Raw genomic sequence first — 22,413 nt, forward strand, 5'->3', positions numbered from 1 at the left:
ATAATTGGTGGTTCGAGAAACTGACCTGGATTTGGCGGACATCGCGGACCAGCAGATCGCCTTCCAATGCCGCGCCGAAAGTCTCGGTTTCGCACTTGACCATCAACAGCAAGGCGAAGCACTCCGGTTGTCCGCTCTCCTTGAAGAAGGCTCGTACTCGCGGATCAAGGCCCAAGGTCGTGCGCAGGCTGTCCCTCGTGGCGAAAAAGGCATTGACTCGTGGGTCCATGGCCCAGGCTTGGCCACTGAGCGTCAGCGCCGGTGGTAAATGTCGCAGCACGCCGTCGCAATGGTGCTGTCCGATTTCCACGGCATCCAGCAGTTTTTCGGCATAGTTCCCCACCAGTCGGATGCGCGGCTCGCTGGTGTCCACCACCTGCTCGATGGAATCCCGCAACAACGCCAGCCGCTCCTGGCGCAGACGATGTTCGGCCAAATGGTGCTGGGCGAAGGCGGCGATGCCGTTGAAGGCGCTGTAAACCTCGTGTAGAAAACCCCGTTCGTCGGTCATCGCGCATCTTGCGCCAGGTCAGGACAGTCGTGCCAATCGCTGGTGCAGCGGGCTGGAGCGAGGAAAGTGAGCGCGGAGAAAATCCATCTGATCGGCCAGTACCCGCTTGCCCTGCAAATACACGTATTCCGGGTGATTGGGGGTGAACGGAATCGCCAGTAACTGCATTCTGGCCTGTTCCGGCGTCTTGCCGCCCTTGCGGTGGTTGCAGGGCTTGCAGGCGGTAACCACGTTGTTCCAGCGATCGGCGCCGCCTTGCACGAGCGGCTTGACATGGTCGCGGGACAGGTCCCGAATCGCAAAAGTCTCGCCGCAGTACAGGCAGGTGTTGCAGTCGCGGCGAAACAGCGAAGTGTTCGAAAGAGGTGGCACATAGTCATGACGGGCGCGCAAGCGGGCGTAGGCGCCGCCCCGTGTGGCGATGATGGAGTTGACCGCGATGGCGCTGCGTCGGCCGCTCAGGGTGCTGACGCCGCCGTGTACCGTGTAGAGCACCATGCCGCAGGTATAGGCCACCTGCTCGGCGTGGTATAAGCGCACCGCTTGCTGGTAATTGATCCATTCCAACGGCATTCCTGTCACATCCGTGTGCAGAACCTGCTGCTCCAATCCGTACATACTTCACCTGTGCCTATTCCTTAGTCTCCACCCCATGGTCGTCAGTCAATCTGAACCCAGGTCGACACGCCATGGACACGAAGCCCGGCGTCGGGTTGCAGGGATGACGCTCGGGGTATTGGGCATATTTCGAACCTTGCCCATTTGTGATGTTGAAAGTCTAGGCTACTATTCTACGAGTATCGCGCGTTACCCGCTGACGGCGCGCATGCCCACCTTAACACCCCGGCACTCCAAGAGGCTTAAAAAGCCTTTTTTTTCGTGTCAATTTCCGGGCGGGCGGGAGTCCGGTGAAAATCACAATCAGGAGGACAACATCATGCCTGTTCGTATGGCCGTCCCGAAGGAAACCATTTCGGGCGAACAGCGGGTCGCGCTGGACCCGACGATGGCCGAGCGTTTCACCAAGCTCGGCGTGGAGATCCTGGTGGAAAAAGGCGCGGGTCTCAGCGCTTTCTTCACCGATGAAGCTTATGGTAAAAGCAGCCGGTTGGTGGACGGCGTCCAGGCGCTGTGTGCTGAGGCCGATGTGGTCTTCAAGGTACAGGGGCCAACTTTGGAAGAGGTGGAGTTGCTCAAGGACGGTTCGGTTCTGCTGGCCGTGCTGTCGCCGCATCGCAACCCGGACGTGGTCAAGCGCTTGCGCGACAAGAAGATCACCAGCTTCGCCATGGAGCTGATTCCACGCATCTCCCGCGCCCAGTCGATGGACGTGCTGTCCTCCCAGGCCGCCGTGGCCGGCTACTTCGTGGCGCTGCGCGCCGCCAGCCTGGCCAGCGGGTTTTTCCCGATGCTCACCACCGCCGCCGGTACCATCCGCCCGTCCAAGGTGGTCATTGTCGGCGCCGGCGTGGCCGGTTTGCAAGCCATCGCCACCGCCAAGCGGCTGGGTGCGATGGTGGAAGCCTACGACATCCGCCCAGCGGCCCGTCAGGAAATCGAATCGCTGGGCGCCAAGATGATCGACACCGGCGTCAACGCGGCCGCCGAGGGCGGTTACGCCCGTGAATTGACGGCGGAAGAAAAGCAGAAGCAGGCCGATGTGTTGGCCAAACACATCGCCGCCGCCAACGCGGTCATCACCACCGCCGCCATTCCTGGTCGGCCCGCGCCGAAGATCGTCACCACGGCGATGGTGGAAAACATGAAGCGTGGGGCGGTCATCGTCGATTTGGCGGCGGAATCCGGCGGCAACTGCGAATTGACCCACCCTGGCGAAACCTACGAGCACAACGGCGTGGTGATCGACGGTCCGCTCAATATCCCCAGTAATTTCCCGGTTCCAGCCAGCGAGATGTACGCCAAGAATCTGTACAACTTCCTGTCGCCGATGATCAAGGACGGTGCCTTGAATCTGGATTGGGACGACGAAGTGATCGCCAAGAGCGCGTTGACCCGTGATGGGCAGGTCGTTCATGAGCCCACCCGCAAATTGCTCGAACAATAACCCGGAGAAGCATTGATGGAAGTCATGAAGCAAGTTGTTGAGTTCTTCTCCCCGATTTACATCCTGATGTTGGCTGGTTTTCTGGGCTATGAAATCATCGGCAAGGTACCGGTGATTCTGCATACGCCACTGATGTCCGGCACCAACTTCGTTCACGGTATCGTGCTGGTCGGCGCGATGGTGGCATTGGGTCAGGCGGTGACACCGCTAGAACAGGCTATCGGATTCCTCGCGGTGCTGTTGGGCGCCGGTAATGCGGTCGGTGGTTATTTCGTCACCGAGCGCATGCTGGAAATGTTTAAGAGCAGCAAGGGTCAGGAGAAGTAAGTCATGGGATATGTGATTGAAACGATTTATTTCCTGACGGCCGTATTGTTCATCGTCGGCCTCAAGCGGATGTCACATCCGACGACCGCCCGCAGCGGCATTGTCTGGGCGGGCTACGGCATGGTGCTGGCGACGGTGGTCAGCTTTACTCATCCGCAGATTCAAGCCGGTCCCGGCAATTACGTACTGATGATCGCTGCCATTGTCATCGGCGGCGCCATCGCCTGGTACGGCGCGAAGAAAGTGGCGATGACCGCCATGCCACAGATGATCGCTATCTACAATGGCATGGGTGGCGGCGCGGCGGCGGCGATTGCCGCGGTGGAATTGCTCAAGAATCATGGCGACGCAGCGCCGGAAACCCATGTTTTCATCATGGCGGTGGCTGGTGCTTTGATCGGCACGGTGGCGTTCTCCGGCTCAGTAGTGGCTTTCGGTAAGCTGCAGGAACTCAAGTTTTTCAAGGACGATGCTAAGTTTCGTTTCACTGGGCAGCAGAAGCTCAATGCGACAATCTTCGGCGCGGCGGTCGTGCTCGGCTTGGTCATTGCGCTGAGTCATAGCTCCAGCGGCGCCCTGATCTCGGTGTTCTTCCTGCTGGCGTTGGCGTTTGGCGCGATGATGGCCCTGCCGATCGGTGGCGCGGATATGCCGGTGGTCATCTCGCTGTTCAACGCCTTCACCGGCTTGGCGGTGGCGCTGGAAGGCTTTGTGCTGGGCAACTCGGCGATGATCATTGCCGGTATCATCGTCGGCTCGTCGGGTACGCTGTTGACCCTGATGATGGCCAAGGCCATGAACCGCTCGGTATCGAACGTACTGTTCAGCAACTGGGCGGCGCTGGCTAGTGGCGAGGCGCAGGCGGTAACGGGTAGCCTCAAGCCGATGGAGCCACCGGATGCGGCTATTCAGATGGCGTATGCGAGCAAGGTCATCATCGTTCCCGGTTATGGCATGGCGGTGGCTCAGGCGCAGCACAAGATCTGGGAAATGTGCAAACTGCTCATGGAACGTGATGTCGTCGTCAAGTTCGCCATTCACCCGGTTGCGGGTCGGATGCCTGGCCACATGAACGTGCTGCTGGCGGAAGCTGGCGTGCCCTACGACCTGATCTTCGATATGGACGAGATCAACGAAGAGTTCTCCACCGCTGACGTGGCGTTGGTGATCGGCGCCAACGACGTGGTGAATCCGGCGGCGCGCACCGATAAATCCAGTCCGATCTATGGGATGCCGATCCTGAACGTCGATCACGCCAAGAACGTGCAGGTGATCAAACGCGGCAAGGGTGTGGGCTTCGCCGGCATCGAGAACGCGTTGTTCTTCGCCGATAACACCCGGATGGTTTACGGCGACGCGCAGAAGGTTGCGGCCGGGATGATCCAGGGCATCAAGGATCTCGGCTAACCTTTATCGGGTTTACACCCAAGCCGGCGGGGCGGCCTTCGGGTCGCCCCGCTTTTTTTGGGATTGCGTTATGCTGTCCGGCGGAGTGGTCGAACCGGCCATCCCCTCACACCTTTACCGCCGGAAGCTTGCCATGTCTGATACTGAAAACCTGACGCTGCTGGGTCAGTCCAAGACCGAATACCCACAAACTTATAGCCCGACCGTGTTGGAGCGGTTCCACAACCGCTATCCCCAGCAGGATTACGTGGTGGAACTGGACTGTCCCGAGTTTACTTGCCTGTGCCCGCTGACCGGGCAACCCGATTTCGCCCACATCGGCATTCGCTACAGCCCCCGCGAGTTCTTGGTGGAATCGAAATCGCTGAAACTGTACCTGTTCAGTTTTCGTAACAAGGGCGAATTCAGCGAGGACAGCGTTAACTGCATCGCCCGGGATCTGTTCCAGTTCTGCAACCGAAATGGCTGGAGGTGCGAGGAGAGTTTTGGCCCCGGGGCGGCATCGCGATCAAGCCCAGTGTGCGCTTGACCAGCGAGGGTTCCACGAGCCAGACCTAGCGCGCAGCCAGGAATCCATGTCCCCGCTCGCCGCCGCATCCCCGGCAAGGCCCGCCATCGAACCGCGAGGGGTGGTGATCGCCGTGCGCGGCAGCGTGGTGGACGCGCGCTTTCCTCGCCACCTACCGGCTCTACGCCAGCAACTGCATGCTGGCCGGGATCGATCGGTGGTCATCGAGGTCAGCGACCACTTGGCGGCGGATACGGTGCGTGGCATCGCCCTGACGCCCACCCAGGGTTTGGCGCGCGGCGATCCGGTACAAGACTGCGGCGGTTCGCTGACCGTGCCCGTCGGGCCGGAACTATTGGGGCGCATGATCAATGTGTTCGGTCAGACCATCGACGAGGGTCCGGCGTTGGCGGACGGCGAACGACGCTCGATTCACCAACCACCGATTCCGCTGGCGCAACGCCGGGTCGGTCTGGAGATGTTCGAGACCGGCATCAAGGTCATCGATCTGCTCTGCCCGCTGGAACGAGGCGGCAAGGCGGGGCTGTTCGGCGGGGCCGGGGTCGGCAAGACCGTGGTCATCACCGAGCTGATTCACAACATGGTGGGTCGCTACCAGGGCGTCAGCCTGTTCTGCGGTATCGGTGAGCGCTGCCGCGAGGCGGAGGAACTGTATCGCGAGATGCGCGAGGCCGGCGTGCTGAAGGACGCGGTGCTGGTGTTCGGGCAGATGGACGAACCGCCGGGCGCGCGCTTCCGGGTCGGCCATGCCGCGCTGACGCTCGCCGAGTATTTCCGCGACAGCGCCCGCCGCGACGTGCTGCTGCTGATCGACAACATCTTCCGTTTCATTCAGGCCGGCGCCGAAGTCTCCGGTCTGATGGGCCGCATCCCATCGCGAGTCGGCTATCAACCGACCTTGGGCACCGAACTGGCCGAGTTGGAAGAGCGCATCTGCAACGCCGCCGGTGGTTCCATCACCTCGGTGCAGGCGGTCTACGTGCCCGCCGACGATTTTACCGACCCCGCCGCCGCCCACACCTTCGCCCATCTTTCGGCTTCGGTGGCGCTGTCCCGCAAACGCGCCAGTCAGGGTTTTTACCCGGCGGTGGACCCGCTGACTTCCGACTCCAAGCTGCTGACCCCGGTGTTGGTCAGCGAGCGTCATTATCGGATTGCCCAGGCGGTGCGCAAGACCCTGGCCGAGTACGAGGAATTGAAGGATCTGATTGCCATGCTCGGTCTGGAGGAATTGTCGTTGGCCGATCGGCGCACCGTCAATCGCGCCCGGCGGTTGGAGCGCTATCTGACCCAGCCGTTTTTCACCACCGAGCACTTCACTGGCCGGTCCGGTAAGAGCGTGCCGTTACCACAAGTGCTGGACGACTGCGAGCGCATTCTGAACGATGGTTGCGCCGATTGGGCCGAGGCGGATCTGTACATGATCGGTACCCTGGACGAGGTGCGACGATGATCCAGTTGAAGGTACTGACCCCGACCCAAACCTTGGTGGACGAAGCCGCGACCCAAGTCCGCGCCGAAGGCTTGGAAGGCGCCTTTTGTTTACTGCTGCGGCATCGCGATTGGGTGGCGGCGCTGGTGCCGGGCATCGTGGGCTTCACCACGCCCGCCGGGCTGGAACAGTTCGTGGCGGTGGATCAGGGCGTGCTGAGCAAGCGCGGCGTCGAGGTGCTGATCGCGGTGCGACGGGCGGTGCGGGAGGGCGATCTTCGCCGGTTACGGCAGGTGGTGGACACCGAGTTCCGGCAACTCGACGATCAGGAGAAAGCGGCCCGTGGCGCCTTGGCCCGACTGGAGGCGGGGATGATGCGGCGGTTTCTGCAATTAGGGGAGGGTAGGCGATGACTCAACCCCATGGCCCCGATCCTTCTGGGGGAAAAAAAGAGGAAAGTGGCAACGTCAAGAGCCTGTCGACCGCTTCATCCCCGCTACCCGATCCGCTGCCGGAACAGGTGGGACGCAAGGCGGCGCGTAAGCTGCGGGCGCGCGAGACGGATCGACCCAGTGTCTGGTTCGGCCTCGGCCTGTTCGGCATCGTCGGCTGGACGGTGACGCTGCCGGCCGTCCTGGGTGCGCTGCTAGGGTTGTGGCTCGACCGAAACTGGCCCGGCCGGCATTCCTGGACCTTAACTCTGTTGGTCGCGGGTCTGGTGCTTGGCTGCGCCGCCGCCTGGCAATGGTTGAAAAAACAGGAACCCCATGATTGAGAATGGGCTGGGGTTGTTGGCCGCGTTGGGTGGATGGCTGCTGGGCCTGTTCTATTTCGCCGGGCTGTGGTTCACCCTGCGACGATTGCCCGGCCACCCTCATCCCGCCTTGTGGGTGGCCGGTAGTTTCGTCTTGCGGCTGGCCGTCAGTCTGACCGGATTCTATTTGATTCTCGGCCCGGATCGTAACCTGATCCGGCTGGGGATTGCGCTGCTGACCTTCATTGCGGCGCGAGTCGTGCTGACACGCTATTTGCGACCGACGCCGGAGTCATGAGCATGACCATCAGCCCCGATCAAACCGTTTGGTTCGAATTTGGCTTCATCCGCATCAGTTCCACCTTGCTGTTCACTTGGCTGGTCATGGCACTGCTGGTACTGTTGGCCCGGTGGATCACCCACCGGCTGGCCGCCGACGCCACGCTGTCACCCTGGCAAAATCTGCTGGAAGTACTGGTCGAGGGCATTCAGGGACAAATCCGCGATATCGCCCGGCGGGACTCCGTGCCCTATCTGCCGTTCGTGGGCACCTTGTTCGTTTTCATCGCCACCTGCAACCTGTTGGCCATCGTCCCCGGTTTCGAACCGCCCACCGGCTCGCTGTCCACCACCACCGCGCTGGCGTTGTGCGTCTTGGTCGCGGTGCCGCTGTTCGGTATCCGACGGCGAGGTTGGCGCGCGTATCTGCGGGACTACCTGGAGCCGACCCCGATCATGTTGCCCTTGAATCTGGTCGGCGAGCTGGCCCGCACCCTGGCGCTGGCGGTGCGGCTTTACGGCAACGTGATGAGCGGCGCCGTGGTGGGAGCGATTCTGCTGATCATTACGCCGCTGTTCTTCCCGGTGTTGATGCACGCGCTGGAGCTGCTGACCGGAATCATCCAGGCGTATATTTTCGCGGTGCTCGCCACGGTCTATCTCGCTGCGGCCACGGCGGCGCACGACCTTTCACCCCATGCCTCCTCGCCTTCTTCCTCGGAGGATGAGGGGCGAATTCACGAACCCTGACGGAGGGCCTCTCTCCATGGATGCCGCACTTCTCATTGGCCTTGTCTCGATCGTCACCGCCGGTCTCACCATCGCTATCGGCACCATCGGTCCGGCCCTGGCGGAAGGCCGGGCGGTGGCCCAAGCCCTGGCCGCCATTGCCCAGCAACCCGACGAAGCGGCGACCTTGAGCCGCAGCCTGTTCGTCGGTCTGGCGATGATCGAATCCACCGCCATCTATTGCTTCGTGGTGTCGATGATTTTGATTTTCGCCAACCCCTTCTGGAACCACTTCGTCGCCGCCGCTGGCCATTAGCCATGCAGATCGACTGGTTCACCGTCGTCGCCCAGATCGTCAATTTTCTGCTGCTGGTGTGGCTGCTGAAGCGGTTTCTGTATCGTCCGGTGCTCAATGCCATGGCCGCCCGCCGACAGAAAATCGCGGCGGCGCTGGAAGAGGCTCAGGCTAAGACCCAGCAAGCCGAAGTCGCGGCGCAAGCCTGTCGGGAGCGGCAGGCCGCGCTGGAAGCCCAACGCGAGGCGTGGCTAGCCGAGGCTCGCCAGGATGTCGCGGCGCGGCGTGAGGAGTGGCTGTCGGCGGCCTGGCGCGAGGTGGAGGTTCAACGCGCTGACTGGCTGGCGGCTTGGCGGCGGGAGCAGGCGGAAGGCCAGCGTGCGCTGCAACGGGAAGCTGTCCACCGCTTGATCGAAGCCCTCCGCCACGCCTTACGCGAACTGGCGGACGCCGATCTGGAGCGGCGGATGCTCGAACCGCTGCTGACGCGGCTGCGCGCCCTGGATACGGGCGAACGGACGGCGCTGGCCCAGGCCGCATTGGGGGGCTGCACCGTCACCACCGCCTTTCCTCTGGACACGGCGCTACAACAATACTGGCGGACGGTGCTGCACTCGCTGTTGGGCACCGAAACGCCGTTCGGCTTCCATCATGATCCGAATGCTGCTTGCGGCATCACGCTGGAAATGCCCGGTCACCGTCTGGCTTGGACCCTGGACAGCTATCTCGACGGTTTCGGCGAAGCGCTCACCCAAGTGTTGAATGCCCAAGCAGCCGTCGTGGCCAACGACCATGCCCGATCCTGAACTGTTCACGCCCTTCGATACGGTGCTGGCCGCCTATCGACCAGCGGTCAAGGTGGTGGAAACCGGGGTGGTGGAGCGGCTCGGCCATGGCATTGCCCAGGTCAACGGCTTGCCGGGCGTCGAGGCCATGGAACTGGTGCGTTTCCCCAACGGTATTCTCGGCATCGCCTTCAATCTGGACCCCGATGAAGTCGGCGTGGTGCTGCTCAACGATAGCAGCGGCCTCAAGGCCGGCGATCCGGTCGAGCGCACCGGACGAGTGGTGGATACGCCGGTCGGTTCCGCCCTGCTGGGACGGGTGGTCAATGCCTTGGGCGAACCGCTGGACGAAGCCGGACCGGTCATTACGGCCGAACGCTGGCCGCTGGAACGGCCGGCGCCGGCGATCATGCACCGGGCGCCGGTCAGCGTGCCCCTGGCTACCGGTATCAAGGTGATCGATGCCGCCATCCCGGTTGGCCGGGGCCAGCGGGAATTGATCCTGGGAGACCGGCAGACCGGCAAGACCGCGCTTGCCGTGGATGCCATCCTCAACCAAGCCGATCAGAACGTGATCTGCGTCTACTGCGGCATCGGCCAGCGCGGCACGGCGGTGGCGCGGGTGCTCGACGATCTGCGGCGGCGCGATGCCTTGCGTTACACTTTCCTGGTGGTGGCCGCCGGCGAGGACCCGCCCGGCTTGCAAGTGCTCACGCCCTACGCCGCCACCAGCATGGCCGAATGGTTCATGGCCCAGGGTCGCGACGTATTGATCGTTTATGACGATCTGACCCGGCACGCCCAAGCATATCGGGAACTGTCGTTGCTGCTGCGCCGTCCGCCGGGGCGAGAAGCCTATCCCGGCGACGTGTTCTATCTGCACTCGCGACTGTTGGAGCGAGCCACCCGGCTACGCCCGGAGCATGGCGGCGGTTCGCTGTCGGCGCTGCCGATCGTCGAGACCGAGGCGCAAAACGTCGCCGCCTACATTTCCACCAACCTGATTTCGATCACCGACGGCCAGATTGTCCTGTCCCCGGACTTGGCCCGAAAGGGCATTCTGCCGGCGGTCGATGTCGGTCAGTCGGTATCGCGGGTGGGCGGCAAAACCCAATTGCCGGCCTATCGCGCCATTGCCGCCGAACTGCGGTTGGCTTATTCCCAGTTCGAAGAGTTGGAAAGCTTCGCCCGTTTCGGTACTCGCTTGGATGCGGCCACCCGCCGAACCATCGAACGCGGCCATCGGGTACGGGAAGTGCTGAAGCAGCCGCAATACCAGCCATTGCCGGCCGCCGCCCAGATCGCGGTGCTGCTGGCGGTGACCGAGGGGGTGTTCGACCTAGTGCCGCTGGAGCGAGTGGCGGCGGCGGAACGGGTGGTGCGGGAGCAGGTCGCCGCCCGCTGTTCCAACATTGGCCAGCAGATCGTCGCTGGGGCGCCGCTGAGCGACGCCGACCGGGAGGCGCTGCTGACAGCGGCGCGGCTGGCGGTCGGCGGTCTCGCCGACGCTCAGTCCGAGTGATTGCATGCCGGCTCTGGAAGCGCTACGCCATACCCTCGCCACAGTCGGGGAGTTGCGATCCATCGTGCGGACCATGAAGGCGCTGGCGGCGGTGAGCATCCATCAGTACGAGCGGGCGGTCGCGGCGCTGACCGACTACGATCGCGCGGTACGGCGGGGGTTGGCGGTGGTGCTGGGGGAACTGGCGGCGGAGGCCGGAGCGCGCGGCGTCGGGTTGATGGACCCGCTGGACGGCTCGCCGCTCGGCGGCAAGCCGGTCACCGGCGCCATCGTGTTCGGCTCCGATCATGGTTTATGCGGTCGGTTTAACGAGGCGCTGGCGGCGCATGTGGGAGCAATGCGGCGCGAATCGTCGGAGGCCTGTCGGGTGATGGCGGTCGGGGTGCGTCAGGCGGCGGCGCTGGAAGAGCAGGGACTGAATCCCGAACAGCGGTTCTACACGCCGGCGGCCGCCAGCGCCATCCACCAGACCGTGCGGCGGATACTACCGCTACTGGAGCAATGGCGCACGGAGGGTGTGACCCAGGTATTGCTATTCCACAACCGCCATCGGGGCAGCGAAAGTCATGAACCCACCAGCACGCGACTGTTGCCGCTCGATCCAGATGCCCTGTGTCGCGAGCCATCCGTGCCGTCGCGTTCCCTGCCCGGTTACGCGGTCGGCCGTGCCGAACTGCTGGCCGCCCTGCTGCGTGAATGGCTGTTCGTGGAACTGTTCCGCGCCTGCGCCGAGTCATTGGCCAGCGAACACGCCAGCCGTCTATTGGCGATGCAGGCCGCAGAGCGCAATATCGCGGATCGTTTGGCGGAATTGAACACCACCTATCGCCAGCAGCGTCAGGAGGCGATTACCGCCGAACTGCTGGATGTGGTCGCCGGTTTTGAGGTGCTGGTGACGGCGGGCGGTCGCCGCGAAAAATCGCGCCGGGACGATGAAGGGGAAAGCGAAGGATGAACGATGTTGCTGCTACAGCGCGGCGGCGATTTCGTCTTGCAGGGCCTTGACGACGCTGATCGGGTCCTTGGCATTACGGATGGGACGCCCCACCACCACGTAATCGGCTCCATTTTTGATAGCGGCATGAGCGGATGCGACGCGTTTCTGATCGTCGTCCTGAATCGCGTCGTTGGTTCCCGGGCGGATGCCGGGCGTCACGATCAGAAACTTGTCGCCCAGCCCGTCCCGCAGGCGGGGGACTTCCAAGCCGGAGGACACCACGCCGTCGCAGCCCAGGGCGAGCGCTTTCCGGGCTCGGTGGTAAACCAGATCCTCGATGCTGCCGGTCATGCCCATCTCCCGCATGTCGGATTCGTCGAAGCTGGTGAGCACGGTCACGGCCAGGATTTGGGCGCTGCCCCGTTCCTGCACGGCCGCGCGCAGAATCGGGTCGTTACCATGCACGGTGATGAAGGTGGCGCCCTTGTTCTTCAGTTCCCGAACCGCCAGGGCCACGGTCTCGGGGATGTCGAAGAACTTCAGGTCGACCATCACCTTGTGACCGCGCTGCAAGATCATGTCGATCGTGGGGAAACCGCCCGCCAGGAACAGTTGCAGGCCGACTTTGTAGAACCGGACCCGGTCATCCAGACGATCCAGCCAGCGTTCGGCTTCATCTTTCGAATCCACGTCCAGCGCGAAGATGATGCGCTCGTCGAGAGGAATCTGTTTTGCCATGTTTCGACTCTTACGGGTGGAATTGCAGGACTGTCGCCGCGATATGGAAGGCGCGCATGGACACGGAGGCCGCGCGCCTTCCGTCCACTCATAGGGTAACGTCGAGAAAGCGCGAAGGGCAACGTTGTTTTAGACCCAAAAACGAAAACGCCCCGCAGAATGGCGGGGCGGTTCATAGCAAGAAAAATTGGCTCCCCAGCGCGGACTCGAACCACGGACCCGGTGATTAACAGTCACCTGCTCTACCGACTGAGCTACTGGGGAATTGAAAGGAGGGAAATCATATTGATCCTCCATCGTGCTGTCAATCCCCGTTCAACGATCGATCAGAGTAAGCGCGTTGTCTGATCTTGGATTGAGAGTGGGTGATTTTGAAATGCTGAGTCTTGCGGAGTGAGATGGGAATTGTTGACGAGCGATAAGGGATCGTCGGCTATATTTGAAGGCAAGCTCTTGTTCGACATTGCCGTTCACCCCAATCGGGTTTACCCATGGCCGCCTGTTGTCCGTTCTGCAACCTATCGCAAGAACGTATTGTCGCCGTTTCCGAGCACATGCGCGCGATTCGCGATGCCTTTCCGATATCGCCGGGACATACGCTGCTGCTGCCGCGTCGGCATGTGGGATCGCTGTTCGATTTGACCGTGGTGGAGTGGGTGGAACTGGGTCAGTTGTTGGCGCGGAGCCGCACGGCATTGCAGGCTGAATTCCGACCGGACGGTTTCAATGTCGGGGTCAACGAGGGCGTCGCCGCCGGCCAGACGGTTCCGCACCTGCATGTGCATCTGATTCCGCGCTACCAGGGTGACCGGCCCGACCCGCGTGGCGGAATACGTTGGATTTTCCCAGATAAGGCACGGTATTGGTCACCGTGAGCGGGCGTGAAGGGGAAATCGCTCAAACCGCCGTGAAAAACGGCGCGAGCAGATGGGCACAGGGTTCGGGATCTTCCAAGTGAGGATGGTGCCCACCGGGCAGAATTTTTACCGTCAGATCGGCGATGCGGGCATAACGTTCTTGCATGTACGCCCGCTTGACCAGATAGCCATCCGCGCCGCAGATCAGCAGCGCCGGCGCCACGATACGTTCCATGTAGGCCAGAATTTGCGGTTCGCTCAGATACAGCGGCGAGACGAAGCGCAGGCGAGGATCGGTGCGCCAGCCAAAGCCACCGTCGACCAACCGCACGCCGCGCTCGACCAGAATCGTTGCCGCCACCCACGACAAACCACTGGCCTCGCAGCGCGCCTGAATCGCGGCTTCCAGATTCGCATAGACCGGCGGGCGCTTGTGTGGCAGGGCGTCCATCTGCTGAATGGTCTTGCGCAGGTTGGCCGGGCCGTCGGCGGGGTCGCTGGTCGGCGGTCCCAGGCCTTCGATCATCGCCACTCGGTCGATCCGTTCCGGCAGGGTGGCCGCGACGAAACTAGCGATGCCACCGCCCAGGGAGTGGCCGAGCAGGGCGAAGCGGTCCCAGCCCAGCGCGTCGGCGGCGGCGACCACATCGGGAATGAAATCCACGAAATGGTAATGAATGCCCGGCGGCCGGTGTTCGGAGCGGCCGTGTCCGGTCAGGTCCAGCGCCACCAGTCGCGTATTGGGCAGCAGCGGCGCCAAGGCGTCGAAGCTGGCGGCATTGTCGAGCCAACCGTGCAGCGCCAGTACCGGAACACCGTTCGGCGGACCCCAGGCGCGCGCCGCCAGCCGTAGATAGGGCGTTTGCAGTTCCAGTTCTTCCGACATCGGCGGATGGCTCTCAAACGCCGGGCGGGTAATCCCAACCCGGATCGGCCGGGAACAGATTGGCGTATTTCGCGCTGCCGCGCGGTTCCGCCATCATCTCGGCCACGGTGTCTCGCCAGCGCGCGTAGTGGGCGGTTTCCTTGTGTTGGGCCGTGGCCTCGACCGTGCGGTAGACCTCGACCAGCACGAAGCGGGTCGGATCGTCGGCCTGCTGAATCACATCGAAACGGGCGATCCCCGCTTCCTGGATGCTGTGGTGGGCGTTGTTCAGCGAAGCTTCCTTGAAGGCCTCGACGCAATCCGGCTTGACGTGGACGAAGACATGGACAATCAGCATGATGTTTTCCTCGCTTTGACGGGAATTTCCCCAGCCGGGGGCGGAAGGGGGAACAGCGTTGAGGATATCCGGGTGCGCGCCCGCCCGTTTCAGGCGAGGCTCGTCGGCAGATAATCCAGCAACAAGCCGCAGAAAATCGCCAGCCCGAAACCGTTGTTGTTGAGAAACGCTTTGAAGCATTCGGCCGGTTCGCGGTTGCGGATCAGGTATTGCTGGTACAGGGCGAACCATGCCGCCGTGAACAAGCCCAGATAATAAATCCAACCGCGTCCGGCCAGCAGCCCCACCACTAGCAGCACGATCAGTAACGCTAGTTGCAGATAGCCAATGATCCGTTTGTCCCGCTCGCCGAATAGGATGGCGGTGGATTTGACGCCGACCTTGAGATCGTCTTCCCGGTCCACCATGGCGTACTGGGTATCGTAAATCGTCGACCAGAGTACATTGCCGAGGAGCAGCAACCAGGCCGCTAGCGGCAGGCTGTCGGTCACCGCCGCGTAAGCCATCGGAATGCCCCAGCCGAACGCCACGCCGAGATGAAGCTGCGGTAGGGGATGCAGCCGCTTCATGAATGGATAGCTGGCGGTCAGCGCCAGACCGACGAAGGACAGTTTAATGGTCAGCGCATTCTGGGTGAGCACCAGGGCGAAGGCCAGCAGGCTCAGCGCGGCGGCAAGGATCAGCGCCTCGCCCGGCTGGACCCGGCCGGCGGCCAGCGGCCGGTCGCGAGTGCGGGCGACATGCGGATCGAAATCGCGGTCGGCGAGGTCGTTCATGACGCAACCGGCCGAGCGCATCAGCACCACGCCCAGCACGAAAACGAGCACGGTGCCGCGCGGCGGTTGACCGTTGCCCGCCAGCCACAGGGCCCACAGGGTTGGCCACAGCAGCAAATAAATACCGATGGGGCGGTGCAGGCGCATCAGCATGCCGTATTCGCGCAGGCGGTCTTCAAGGTGTTCGATATTCATGGGAGGAATCCAATCCGGTCGACAAGAGTCGGAGATACCGGTAAAGCGGGTAGGAAAATCTCGCACACCAACAGTGGGTAGCGACCGTCGATCCAGAATGTCGAACGGCGTCCCCAAATCGCGCCCGGTGGTTCGGCAAAGCCGGCGAAGGCACGTTGGTGCATGCGCTGACCGGCGACGATGCGAGCGATTTCCACCGGCCCGCGGCGGACCTTGGGATCGGCGAACAGCACCTGCCCCAGGGGCCGGCTGCCCAAGCGGGTGAGCCGGCGGCCTCGTCCTCTCAGGGTCCGTGCTGGAATCAGAGTGCGGGCGAACACCCAAGGTTGCTCGTCGCACAGCAACTGGACCTCTCGGGTCCATGCCCAAGCGTCCAAGCGCAGCCGCAGAGCGCCTGCTTCGTCGCGGCCGGGGCGAGTCCAGCGCTGGCTGAGTACACGCACGCCGAATCGGCCCGCGCAGATGTGGCGCAAGCGCTGAGTCAGCGATCCGGCATCGAGCAACCAGACGGACAGGCCGGCGGGTATATCGCGCGGGAATAGCCGCGAGCGAGGATACCATCGCGGCGGGGTGTTGGATGGGGTGCGGCGGTCGGCGTGCAAGATGGTTGTTAGTAAAGTTATTCGGTTTGGCGAGGTGGGCAATTATGGCATGGTTGCCAGCTATCGGGGGAATGGCGGACGGTGCCATCGTGACCGCCATCCGATACGCGGTATTTTGCCGGTGTCGGCGACGGGTGACGGTTGCCGAAATAGGCTCGTTCATGCTGGATTCAGTCCTTATCCGGCGAACCACTCAGCTTCGGTCGGATAGCGATCCATTAACCGCATAGCGTCTGAATACGGATTTCGGCATTATTGTTGGCCACGTAACAGAAATCAGGCGCTTTCGCCGTAAGCATTCGAGAATGCCTCTCACCCCCCAGGAACTACGCCAGCGCCGGCTTGCCCGGCTTGCCGCCCCGAGCAAGGCGATGCCCGATGTCAAGGCGTTATTGGATGCTGCCAATAGTGCTTCGCAGACCGTCGCCGTGCTGCATGTCGCGTTCATGGCGGTGTGCGCCTATGTGCTGGTGATCGTGTTCGGTACCACCGATCTTGACCTGCTCATGGGCGGCAACAACGTCAAGCTGCCGGTGATCGACGTGGCGGTGCCCATCGTCGGTTTTTACGCCGCCGCGCCTTATCTTGTGGTGCTGATGTACCTCAACCTGCTGCTGCAACTGCAACTGTTGTCGCGCAAGCTGTTTGCTTTCGATGCCGTGGCACCAACCGATGAAGAGGTCGGGGGGGCTCCGTGATCGGCTGCACATCTTTCCCTACACCTATTATCTGGTGGGTCGTCCCAGTGCGGTAGTCGGCGGTCTGCTCGGGTTGGTGGTGTCGGTCACCTTGGTCGTCCTGCCCCTCGCCACTCTGTTGGCGTTACAGCTCAAATTCCTTGCGTATCAGGCGGAAGGCATCACTTGGGCGCAGCGCGTCGCGGTATTTTTGGATGTGGGATTTCTGGTTGTGCTGTGGCCGGCGATCCTGCACCGAAGCGATGATTGGAAAACGTGGTGGCGTGAAACGCTAGCCGCGTATCTGCCCAAAAAGCGGGCTTGGCTGGCGATGATCGTGCTGGTGGCCAGCGTGGTGCTTATCCTGTTCGCGGCCACGCCAGACCTGTTCGCTGTCGGGTTTATCCTCGGCGCGATGGTGCCCCTACTGTTGATCGTGCTCGTTGGTGGCTTTTCAGACGAGCGATTGCGCCGCGCCATCTTTTTGCTCGTCGTGCTCTTGGGTTTGCTGGCGGTGCTTTGGGCACTGATGTGGGGTTCCGAGAGTTCATTGCCATCCATACAGCCGGTAATTCCAGTTGCGTTGTTTCTAGCTGCGTTACCGTTAACGTTCTTTTGGCATCCGACGGCACCACGCGGCAGTCTAGCGCTGCTCTCAGCGTCGATTCTGGCGCCGTTGCTAACACTGGGGCTGATGGTCGATGGCGAGTTCTGGGAAACGGTGACGGCCAAATTGCAAAAACCGTTGCTTAACTGGCAAATGCTGGATAGACAAGACACAAATAAGCATAGAGGAACACTTGCCCAGCAATTTGAAAATGATCGTTGTGCGTCCATCGGTCAAACCGTGCTGTCATGTGTCGTCCTCGACGAACAGCGGCGTCTCGATCTCAATGAGCAGGCGTTGTTCGTCAAACCACCGAATCCCGAACTCCTTGCCGCTCTACGGGCAGGCAAGGGACTGGAAAATATAGATAAGCTGGGGCGTATATTCCTTGCACACCGCAGTCTGCGGCGAACACAAATGAGGTCTACGTTGCTGGTCGGAGCTGATTTGCGCGGAGCCCAACTTCAGGGCGCGAGTTTGTTGGGGGCGCAGCTTCAGGGCGCGAGTTTGTTGGGGACGCAGCTTCAGAGCGCGAGCTTGTCGCAGGCGCAGCTTCAGGGCGCGGACTTGCGAATGGCGCAGCTTCAGGGCGCGGACTTGCGGAGTTCAGGGCTGTATCGAAATGGTGGTCCTGCACTATCCGATCTCTTGGATATACGTGGAACGGTCGTCGAGCCGCTCTCGCACGATAAATTCTCAGCAATTCAAGTGATGCTTGAATCCATTCCTTTCAGCAATAAACAAGATAGCCTGCGGCGTTTGAAGCTGACAATTCAACCTGGCGCTGCCGTGCCAACGTTCGACTCCTGTATTGCTGATCGAGAGAGCCAGCCGAAGTGCCAGCAAGTATACGATGTAAACAATCTCGACCAGCGACGGGAAGTTAAGAAGCGATTGCACGAGGTGCTGGCAGCGCTGGCTTGCGAAGATGCTTACACCGCACAAGGCATCTTGGGACAGATTCCATCATCATATTCAAATGACAACGACTCAACCCGCCAGGGATTAGCGACAGTTCTGCTCGCACGGATGAAAGCAAGCGAACCCTGTCCTGGCTTGGCTGGTTTGTCCGCTGAATATAAGGCGGAATTGGAAAGGTTGGCCAAGAAAGAAGAAGCCAAACGTCAGCAAGCAGCAAAGGCAGCCAGTGCTGGTCAGCGATGAAGATGTCAGTGGCTTCAGTAACCCCTGATCTTCGGTACCTTGACAACCCTACCCCCGAGCGGGATTTTCGAGCGCCCCCGCCAATACGGCGACCATCCGATCCAGCGTCACCAGACCCGGACGGCGTGCTCGTTCCCGCGTCGCCGGCAAGGCTTCGGGAGCGCAAGTAGATAAGGCCATCGGGCCAGCCGAATCGAGGCCAGATCGATCTCCCGAAACCGCCGCGTCTTGAGCGGACTCGGGTGCGATGTCCCCGCCAGATGAACCAAAGTGTCGGCCGGCGGAGCGGTGCCAGCGTCGTGGCGGCTTCGGGGCACGGCCGAATGCTGTTATAGTGACGACGTATCGGCGCATCGATGATGGATCCAAGCGATAGCACCGAAGTGTGGCCGGACATCGATAAAAATGCACGAAGCTCAAAATCCCATCGTTTTTTCCCTGTTTCTGATTTTCACCGGCGCGGCGTTGTTCGCCACGTTGGCACTGTACGCGCGCCAAGCATTGCCGATCGCCTATATCGTGCTAGGCATCTGCATCGGACCCTATGGCTTCAAGTTGATCGACAACGCTTCGGCCATCGAAGAGATGGCCCAAATCGGCATCATGTTCCTACTGTTCCTGCTGGGCCTGGATCTGTCGCCACAGCGGTTGCTGCAGATGTTGCGTAAGGCAACCGTGATCATGGTCGGCACCTCGCTGGTCTTTGCGTTGCTGGGCGGGGGAATTGCCTGGTCGTTCGGCTTTTCGCCCGGCGAAAGCTTGTTGATCGGGACAGCGATGACGTTCTCCAGCACGATCATCGGCCTCAAGTTGCTGCCGACCCGCGCCTTGCACCACCAGCACACCGGCGAAATCATCATCAGCATCCTGCTGCTGCAAGATCTGCTGGCGATCGCCGTGCTGCTGCTGTTGGAGGGGCTGGGTGGGCGCGGTTCCTCCGTGCAGGGGTTGGGCTTGCTGATCATTACCCTGCCGATGCTGCTGGGGTTCGCCTATCTGAGCTCGCGTTACGTGCTGATTCCGCTGATTCGCAAGTTCGACAAGATCCGCGAATACATCTTCCTGACCGCCATCGGCTGGTGTCTGTGCATCTCACAGGTGGCGGCCCTGCTGGGGTTGTCCTATGCCATCGGTGCCTTCATCGGCGGGGTGGCGTTGGCCACCAGCCCGATCGCGCTGTACATCGCTGACAGTCTCCGGCCCTTGCGCGATTTCTTCCTGGTGCTGTTTTTTTTTCTCGCTGGGCGCCGGTTTCGATCTGGGAATGCTGGGCACGGTGTTTCTGCCCACCTTGCTGCTGGGCGCCTTGCTCCTGGTGGTCAAGCCGTGGGTGTTTCGCGGCTTCCTGCAATGGGCCGGCGAACGGCCGCGCATCGCCATGGAAGTGGGTGTGCGACTGGGTCAGGTCAGCGAGTTTGCCCTGCTGATCGCGGTGTTGGCCCAGCAGAATCAGTTGATCGGCCGGGAGGCATCGTATCTGGTACAGGCAACCACGCTGTTGACCTTCATCGCTTCCACGTATTATCTGGTGCTGACTTATCCGACGCCGGTGGCGATTTCCGACAGTCTGCGCCGGGATTGAGCGGCGTGGCCGCCTGAGCATGGACCGGACTCCGTTGCCACAGATAATCATTGGCGAATATCCCGATTTTTCCTATAATCGCCGCCATTTTTCGGCCGAACCGAACCCAAAGGGGCTTTGGCGCGACCGGGCATCCTTAGCGATCTCTCCGGTGAACGTCCCAGTAAGAGCGACGCGCGCGGCGGGGTCGTGGAGCCTGACGGTTTGGGTTCCACGCATACCCGGTTCCTTCATTTTCGTTGCTGAGTACTGTTAGGAGAGAGAGTTCATGCCCTCCCGTAGTGAATTGGCCGCTCGCCCCATGGTGGATGCGATGACCGCACCGCTCGCCACTTCCGGCGCCCCCGTTCGGGCAGCCACCGCCCCCTCGCGCCGGGAACTGGCCAACGCCATTCGCGCCCTGAGCATGGATGCGGTGCAACGGGCAGAATCCGGCCACCCCGGTGCCCCGATGGGCATGGCCGACTTTGGCGCCGTCCTGTGGAACGATTTTCTGCGCCACAATCCAGCCAATCCCAAATGGCTAAATCGCGACCGACTAATCCTATCCAATGGTCACGGTTCGATGCTGCTGTATTCCCTGTTGCACCTGAGCGGCTACGATCTGACCATCGAGGATCTTCGTAATTTCCGGCGCTTGGGTTCGCGGACTCCCGGCCATCCCGAATACGGCCTCACCCCAGGGGTGGAAACCACCACCGGGCCACTGGGGCAAGGTCTGGCCAATGGCGTCGGCATGGCCCTGGCCGAACGGGCGCTGGCCACCCGCTTCAACCGCCCCGGTTTTCCCATCGTCGATCATTACACTTACGTCATTCTCGGCGACGGCTGCCTGATGGAAGGTATCTCCTCCGAAGCCTGCTCGCTGGCGGGCACTTGGGGACTGGGCAAGCTGATTTGTCTCTATGACAGCAACAACATTTCCATCGATGGCCCGGTCAGCGGCTGGTTCAGCGAGAACGTGGCCAAACGTTTCGAAGGTTTTGGTTGGCATGTCATTCCGAACGTGGACGGCCACGACGCCGACGCGGTCCATCAGGCCGTCAAGCAGGCCCGCGCCTTTACCGGTAGCCCTACCCTGATCTGCTGCAAGACCACCATTGCTTGGGGATCACCCAACAAGGGGGGCAGCGAGAAATCGCACGGCGCGCCATTGGGCGCCGCCGAAGTCGCCGCAACCCGCGAGAATATCGGCTGGCATCATGAGCCGTTTGACATTCCGTCTGAATACTATCGCGCCTTCGACGCCCGTACTAAAGGCGCTGACTGGGAAGGCGAGTGGAATGATATGTTCGCCCGCTACCGGGCCGAGTACCCGGACGCTGCGGCGGAACTGGATCGACGTTTGGCCTGCGGCTTTCCCCCGGACTGGCAGGAACTGGCCTGGAGCTTTATTCAAGCCACCCAGGAACGGCGTGAGGATATCGCCACGCGGGTCGCGTCCCAGCGAGCGCTCGAAGCGTACAACCCCCATTTTCCCAGCTTGGTTGGTGGCTCCGCCGATCTCACCGAATCCACCGGCATTCCCTGGATCGGCTGCCGACCGGTGGATTTCGAGCATCCCGACGGTAACCTGATTTATTACGGCGCGCGGGAATTCGCGATGTACGCCATTATGAACGGCCTAGCGCTGCATGGTGGCTATGTGCCCTTTGGCGGTACCTTCCTGATGTTCGCCGATTATGGCCGCAGCGCCATCCGCATGTCGGCGTTGATGAAGTTGCGCTGTGTGTTCGTTTTGACCCATGACTCCATCGGTGTCGGCGGCGACGGCCCGACTCATCAGCCGATCGAACATGTGGCCAGTTTGCGGGTCATCCCCGATCTGTCGGTGTGGCGGACTTGCGATACCACGGAGACCGCCGTGGCCTGGAAAGCGGCGCTGGAGCGCACCAACGGTCCGACCGCCCTGATTTTCACCCGCCAGAAGCTGCCCCACCAGGATCGCACGCCGGAACAGGTGCGGGCCGTTGCCCGGGGTGGCTATGTGCTGCTGGACTGTGGGGACGAGCCGGAAGCCATCCTCATCGCCACCGGCTCCGAGGTACAACTGGCGATCGAGGCGGCTCAGCAACTGAACAATCAGGGGCGGCGAGTACGTGTGGTTTCCATGCCATCCGTGGATGTGTTCGACGCCCAGGACGCAGCTTGGCGCGAGTCGGTGCTGCCGGCGGCGGTAACCCGGCGCGTGGTGGTCGAGGCGGGCGTCACCGCACCCTGGTATAAGTACGCGGGTCCGCAAGGCATGGTGATCGGCATCGATCGCTTCGGTGAGTGCGGTCCGCCAGAAATTATTTTCCAGCATTTCGGCTTTACCGCCGAACGGGTGGCCGCCGCCGTGCAGGCACTGTTCTAGCAAATGCTGTTTTTTTAACGAATCCGGTCTACACTTGATCGTGTTAAGTGGGCGACCTGTTCGC

General features: G+C 61.8%; 23 protein-coding genes, 1 tRNA gene and 3 pseudogenes. 18 read left to right on the forward strand and 9 right to left on the reverse strand.

Annotated elements, in window-relative coordinates:
* Positions 1 to 511 (reverse strand): annotated as a pseudogene (locus E4P82_RS01870) (hypothetical protein); the annotation flags it as partial.
* A gap of 18 nt (positions 512 to 529) precedes the next feature.
* The gene (locus E4P82_RS01875; RefSeq protein ID WP_169247311.1) at positions 530 to 1,129 is read right to left on the reverse strand and encodes an HNH endonuclease; all 600 of its coding nucleotides are present in this window, start codon (positions 1,127 to 1,129) and stop codon (positions 530 to 532) included.
* Between the two features lie 319 nt (positions 1,130 to 1,448).
* Here E4P82_RS01875 and E4P82_RS01880 point away from each other — a divergent pair, with 319 nt between their 5' ends.
* The 13 genes and pseudogenes from E4P82_RS01880 (at position 1,449) to E4P82_RS01940 (ending at position 11,590) form a co-directional block, all read left to right on the forward strand.
* Positions 1,449 to 2,576, forward strand: coding sequence for an NAD(P) transhydrogenase subunit alpha (locus E4P82_RS01880; RefSeq protein WP_169247312.1), 1,128 nt, complete (start codon positions 1,449 to 1,451; stop codon positions 2,574 to 2,576).
* Between the two features lie 24 nt (positions 2,577 to 2,600).
* A complete protein-coding gene (locus E4P82_RS01885) occupies positions 2,601 to 2,903 on the forward strand; it encodes an NAD(P) transhydrogenase subunit alpha part 2 (protein ID WP_169247313.1) in 303 nt (100 codons plus the stop codon).
* 3 nt (positions 2,904 to 2,906) lie between these two features.
* Entirely contained in the window at positions 2,907 to 4,310 is a 1,404-nt protein-coding gene (locus tag E4P82_RS01890; RefSeq protein WP_169247314.1) for an NAD(P)(+) transhydrogenase (Re/Si-specific) subunit beta, read from the forward strand.
* Positions 4,311 to 4,443: 133 nt separating this feature from the next.
* Positions 4,444 to 4,868 (forward strand): annotated as a pseudogene (gene queF, locus E4P82_RS01895) (preQ(1) synthase).
* Between the two features lie 17 nt (positions 4,869 to 4,885).
* Positions 4,886 to 6,292, forward strand: coding sequence for a F0F1 ATP synthase subunit beta (gene atpD, locus E4P82_RS01900; protein ID WP_169247315.1), 1,407 nt, complete (start codon positions 4,886 to 4,888; stop codon positions 6,290 to 6,292).
* Complete coding sequence (locus tag E4P82_RS01905; protein WP_211202993.1) at positions 6,289 to 6,684, forward strand: F0F1 ATP synthase subunit epsilon; 396 nt, start codon at positions 6,289 to 6,291, stop codon at positions 6,682 to 6,684. The genes atpD and E4P82_RS01905 overlap by 4 nt, the downstream gene beginning before the upstream one ends.
* Entirely contained in the window at positions 6,681 to 7,046 is a 366-nt protein-coding gene (locus E4P82_RS01910) for an AtpZ/AtpI family protein (protein WP_169247316.1), read from the forward strand. Before E4P82_RS01905 ends, E4P82_RS01910 begins: the two co-directional genes overlap by 4 nt.
* Complete coding sequence (locus E4P82_RS01915) at positions 7,039 to 7,323, forward strand: ATP synthase subunit I (protein ID WP_169247317.1); 285 nt, start codon at positions 7,039 to 7,041, stop codon at positions 7,321 to 7,323. Before E4P82_RS01910 ends, E4P82_RS01915 begins: the two co-directional genes overlap by 8 nt.
* Positions 7,324 to 7,325: 2 nt before the next feature.
* Positions 7,326 to 8,054, forward strand: coding sequence for a F0F1 ATP synthase subunit A (locus E4P82_RS01920; RefSeq protein WP_169247318.1), 729 nt, complete (start codon positions 7,326 to 7,328; stop codon positions 8,052 to 8,054).
* 16 nt (positions 8,055 to 8,070) lie between these two features.
* A complete protein-coding gene (locus E4P82_RS01925) occupies positions 8,071 to 8,349 on the forward strand; it encodes a F0F1 ATP synthase subunit C (RefSeq protein ID WP_169247319.1) in 279 nt (92 codons plus the stop codon).
* Positions 8,350 to 8,351: 2 nt separating this feature from the next.
* Positions 8,352 to 9,134, forward strand: coding sequence for a F0F1 ATP synthase subunit B family protein (locus tag E4P82_RS01930; RefSeq protein ID WP_169247320.1), 783 nt, complete (start codon positions 8,352 to 8,354; stop codon positions 9,132 to 9,134).
* Positions 9,121 to 10,635 carry an alternate F1F0 ATPase, F1 subunit alpha gene (locus E4P82_RS01935; protein WP_169247321.1) on the forward strand — a complete coding sequence of 505 codons (1,515 nt, stop codon included), beginning with the start codon at positions 9,121 to 9,123 and terminating at the stop codon, positions 10,633 to 10,635. The genes E4P82_RS01930 and E4P82_RS01935 overlap by 14 nt, the downstream gene beginning before the upstream one ends.
* Before the next feature lie 4 nt (positions 10,636 to 10,639).
* Entirely contained in the window at positions 10,640 to 11,590 is a 951-nt protein-coding gene (locus tag E4P82_RS01940) for a F0F1 ATP synthase subunit gamma (protein WP_169247322.1), read from the forward strand.
* A 12-nt stretch (positions 11,591 to 11,602) separates the two neighbouring features.
* On the opposite strand, the gene pyrF is transcribed toward E4P82_RS01940, so the two are convergent.
* Entirely contained in the window at positions 11,603 to 12,310 is a 708-nt protein-coding gene (gene pyrF, locus E4P82_RS01945; RefSeq protein ID WP_169247323.1) for an orotidine-5'-phosphate decarboxylase, read from the reverse strand.
* A gap of 188 nt (positions 12,311 to 12,498) precedes the next feature.
* A tRNA-Asn gene (locus E4P82_RS01950) sits at positions 12,499 to 12,574 on the reverse strand.
* Between the two features lie 227 nt (positions 12,575 to 12,801).
* On the opposite strand from E4P82_RS01950, the gene E4P82_RS01955 reads away from it, so the two are divergent.
* Positions 12,802 to 13,185: an HIT family protein gene (locus E4P82_RS01955; protein WP_169247324.1), complete on the forward strand. Its 384-nt coding sequence runs from the start codon at positions 12,802 to 12,804 to the stop codon at positions 13,183 to 13,185.
* Positions 13,186 to 13,207: 22 nt separating this feature from the next.
* Here the strand turns inward: E4P82_RS01955 and E4P82_RS01960 are convergent, their stop codons facing one another.
* The 4 genes from E4P82_RS01960 to E4P82_RS01975 form a co-directional block, all read right to left on the reverse strand.
* The gene (locus E4P82_RS01960) at positions 13,208 to 14,053 is read right to left on the reverse strand and encodes an alpha/beta fold hydrolase (RefSeq protein WP_169247325.1); all 846 of its coding nucleotides are present in this window, start codon (positions 14,051 to 14,053) and stop codon (positions 13,208 to 13,210) included.
* 13 nt (positions 14,054 to 14,066) lie between these two features.
* On the reverse strand, positions 14,067 to 14,390 hold the full coding sequence (locus tag E4P82_RS01965) for a putative quinol monooxygenase (protein ID WP_169247326.1): 324 nt from the start codon (positions 14,388 to 14,390) through the stop codon (positions 14,067 to 14,069).
* 89 nt (positions 14,391 to 14,479) lie between these two features.
* Positions 14,480 to 15,361, reverse strand: a complete 882-nt coding sequence (ubiA, locus tag E4P82_RS01970) for a 4-hydroxybenzoate octaprenyltransferase (protein WP_169247327.1) — start codon at positions 15,359 to 15,361, stop codon at positions 14,480 to 14,482.
* A complete protein-coding gene (locus E4P82_RS01975; RefSeq protein ID WP_246327308.1) occupies positions 15,358 to 15,963 on the reverse strand; it encodes a chorismate--pyruvate lyase family protein in 606 nt (201 codons plus the stop codon). The genes ubiA and E4P82_RS01975 overlap by 4 nt, the downstream gene beginning before the upstream one ends.
* 305 nt (positions 15,964 to 16,268) lie before the next feature.
* Between E4P82_RS01975 and E4P82_RS01980 the strand changes: the two genes are divergently transcribed.
* Together E4P82_RS01980 and E4P82_RS21680 are read left to right on the forward strand one after the other, a co-directional pair.
* Positions 16,269 to 16,661: a hypothetical protein gene (locus E4P82_RS01980; protein ID WP_169247328.1), complete on the forward strand. Its 393-nt coding sequence runs from the start codon at positions 16,269 to 16,271 to the stop codon at positions 16,659 to 16,661.
* A 91-nt stretch (positions 16,662 to 16,752) separates the two neighbouring features.
* Entirely contained in the window at positions 16,753 to 18,411 is a 1,659-nt protein-coding gene (locus E4P82_RS21680) for a pentapeptide repeat-containing protein (RefSeq protein WP_246327309.1), read from the forward strand.
* A gap of 48 nt (positions 18,412 to 18,459) precedes the next feature.
* Here the strand turns inward: E4P82_RS21680 and E4P82_RS22695 are convergent, their stop codons facing one another.
* Complete coding sequence (locus tag E4P82_RS22695) at positions 18,460 to 18,591, reverse strand: hypothetical protein (protein ID WP_281383632.1); 132 nt, start codon at positions 18,589 to 18,591, stop codon at positions 18,460 to 18,462.
* A gap of 225 nt (positions 18,592 to 18,816) precedes the next feature.
* Here E4P82_RS22695 and E4P82_RS01990 point away from each other — a divergent pair.
* Both E4P82_RS01990 and tkt read left to right on the forward strand, forming a co-directional pair.
* Positions 18,817 to 19,993 (forward strand): annotated as a pseudogene (locus tag E4P82_RS01990) (cation:proton antiporter domain-containing protein).
* A gap of 313 nt (positions 19,994 to 20,306) precedes the next feature.
* The gene (tkt, locus tag E4P82_RS01995) at positions 20,307 to 22,349 is read left to right on the forward strand and encodes a transketolase (protein ID WP_169247350.1); all 2,043 of its coding nucleotides are present in this window, start codon (positions 20,307 to 20,309) and stop codon (positions 22,347 to 22,349) included.
* The last annotated feature ends 64 nt before the right edge of the window (positions 22,350 to 22,413 follow it).

The organism is Candidatus Competibacter phosphatis, assembly GCF_012939995.1.
Taxonomy (GTDB): Bacteria; Pseudomonadota; Gammaproteobacteria; order Competibacterales; family Competibacteraceae; genus Competibacter; species Competibacter phosphatis.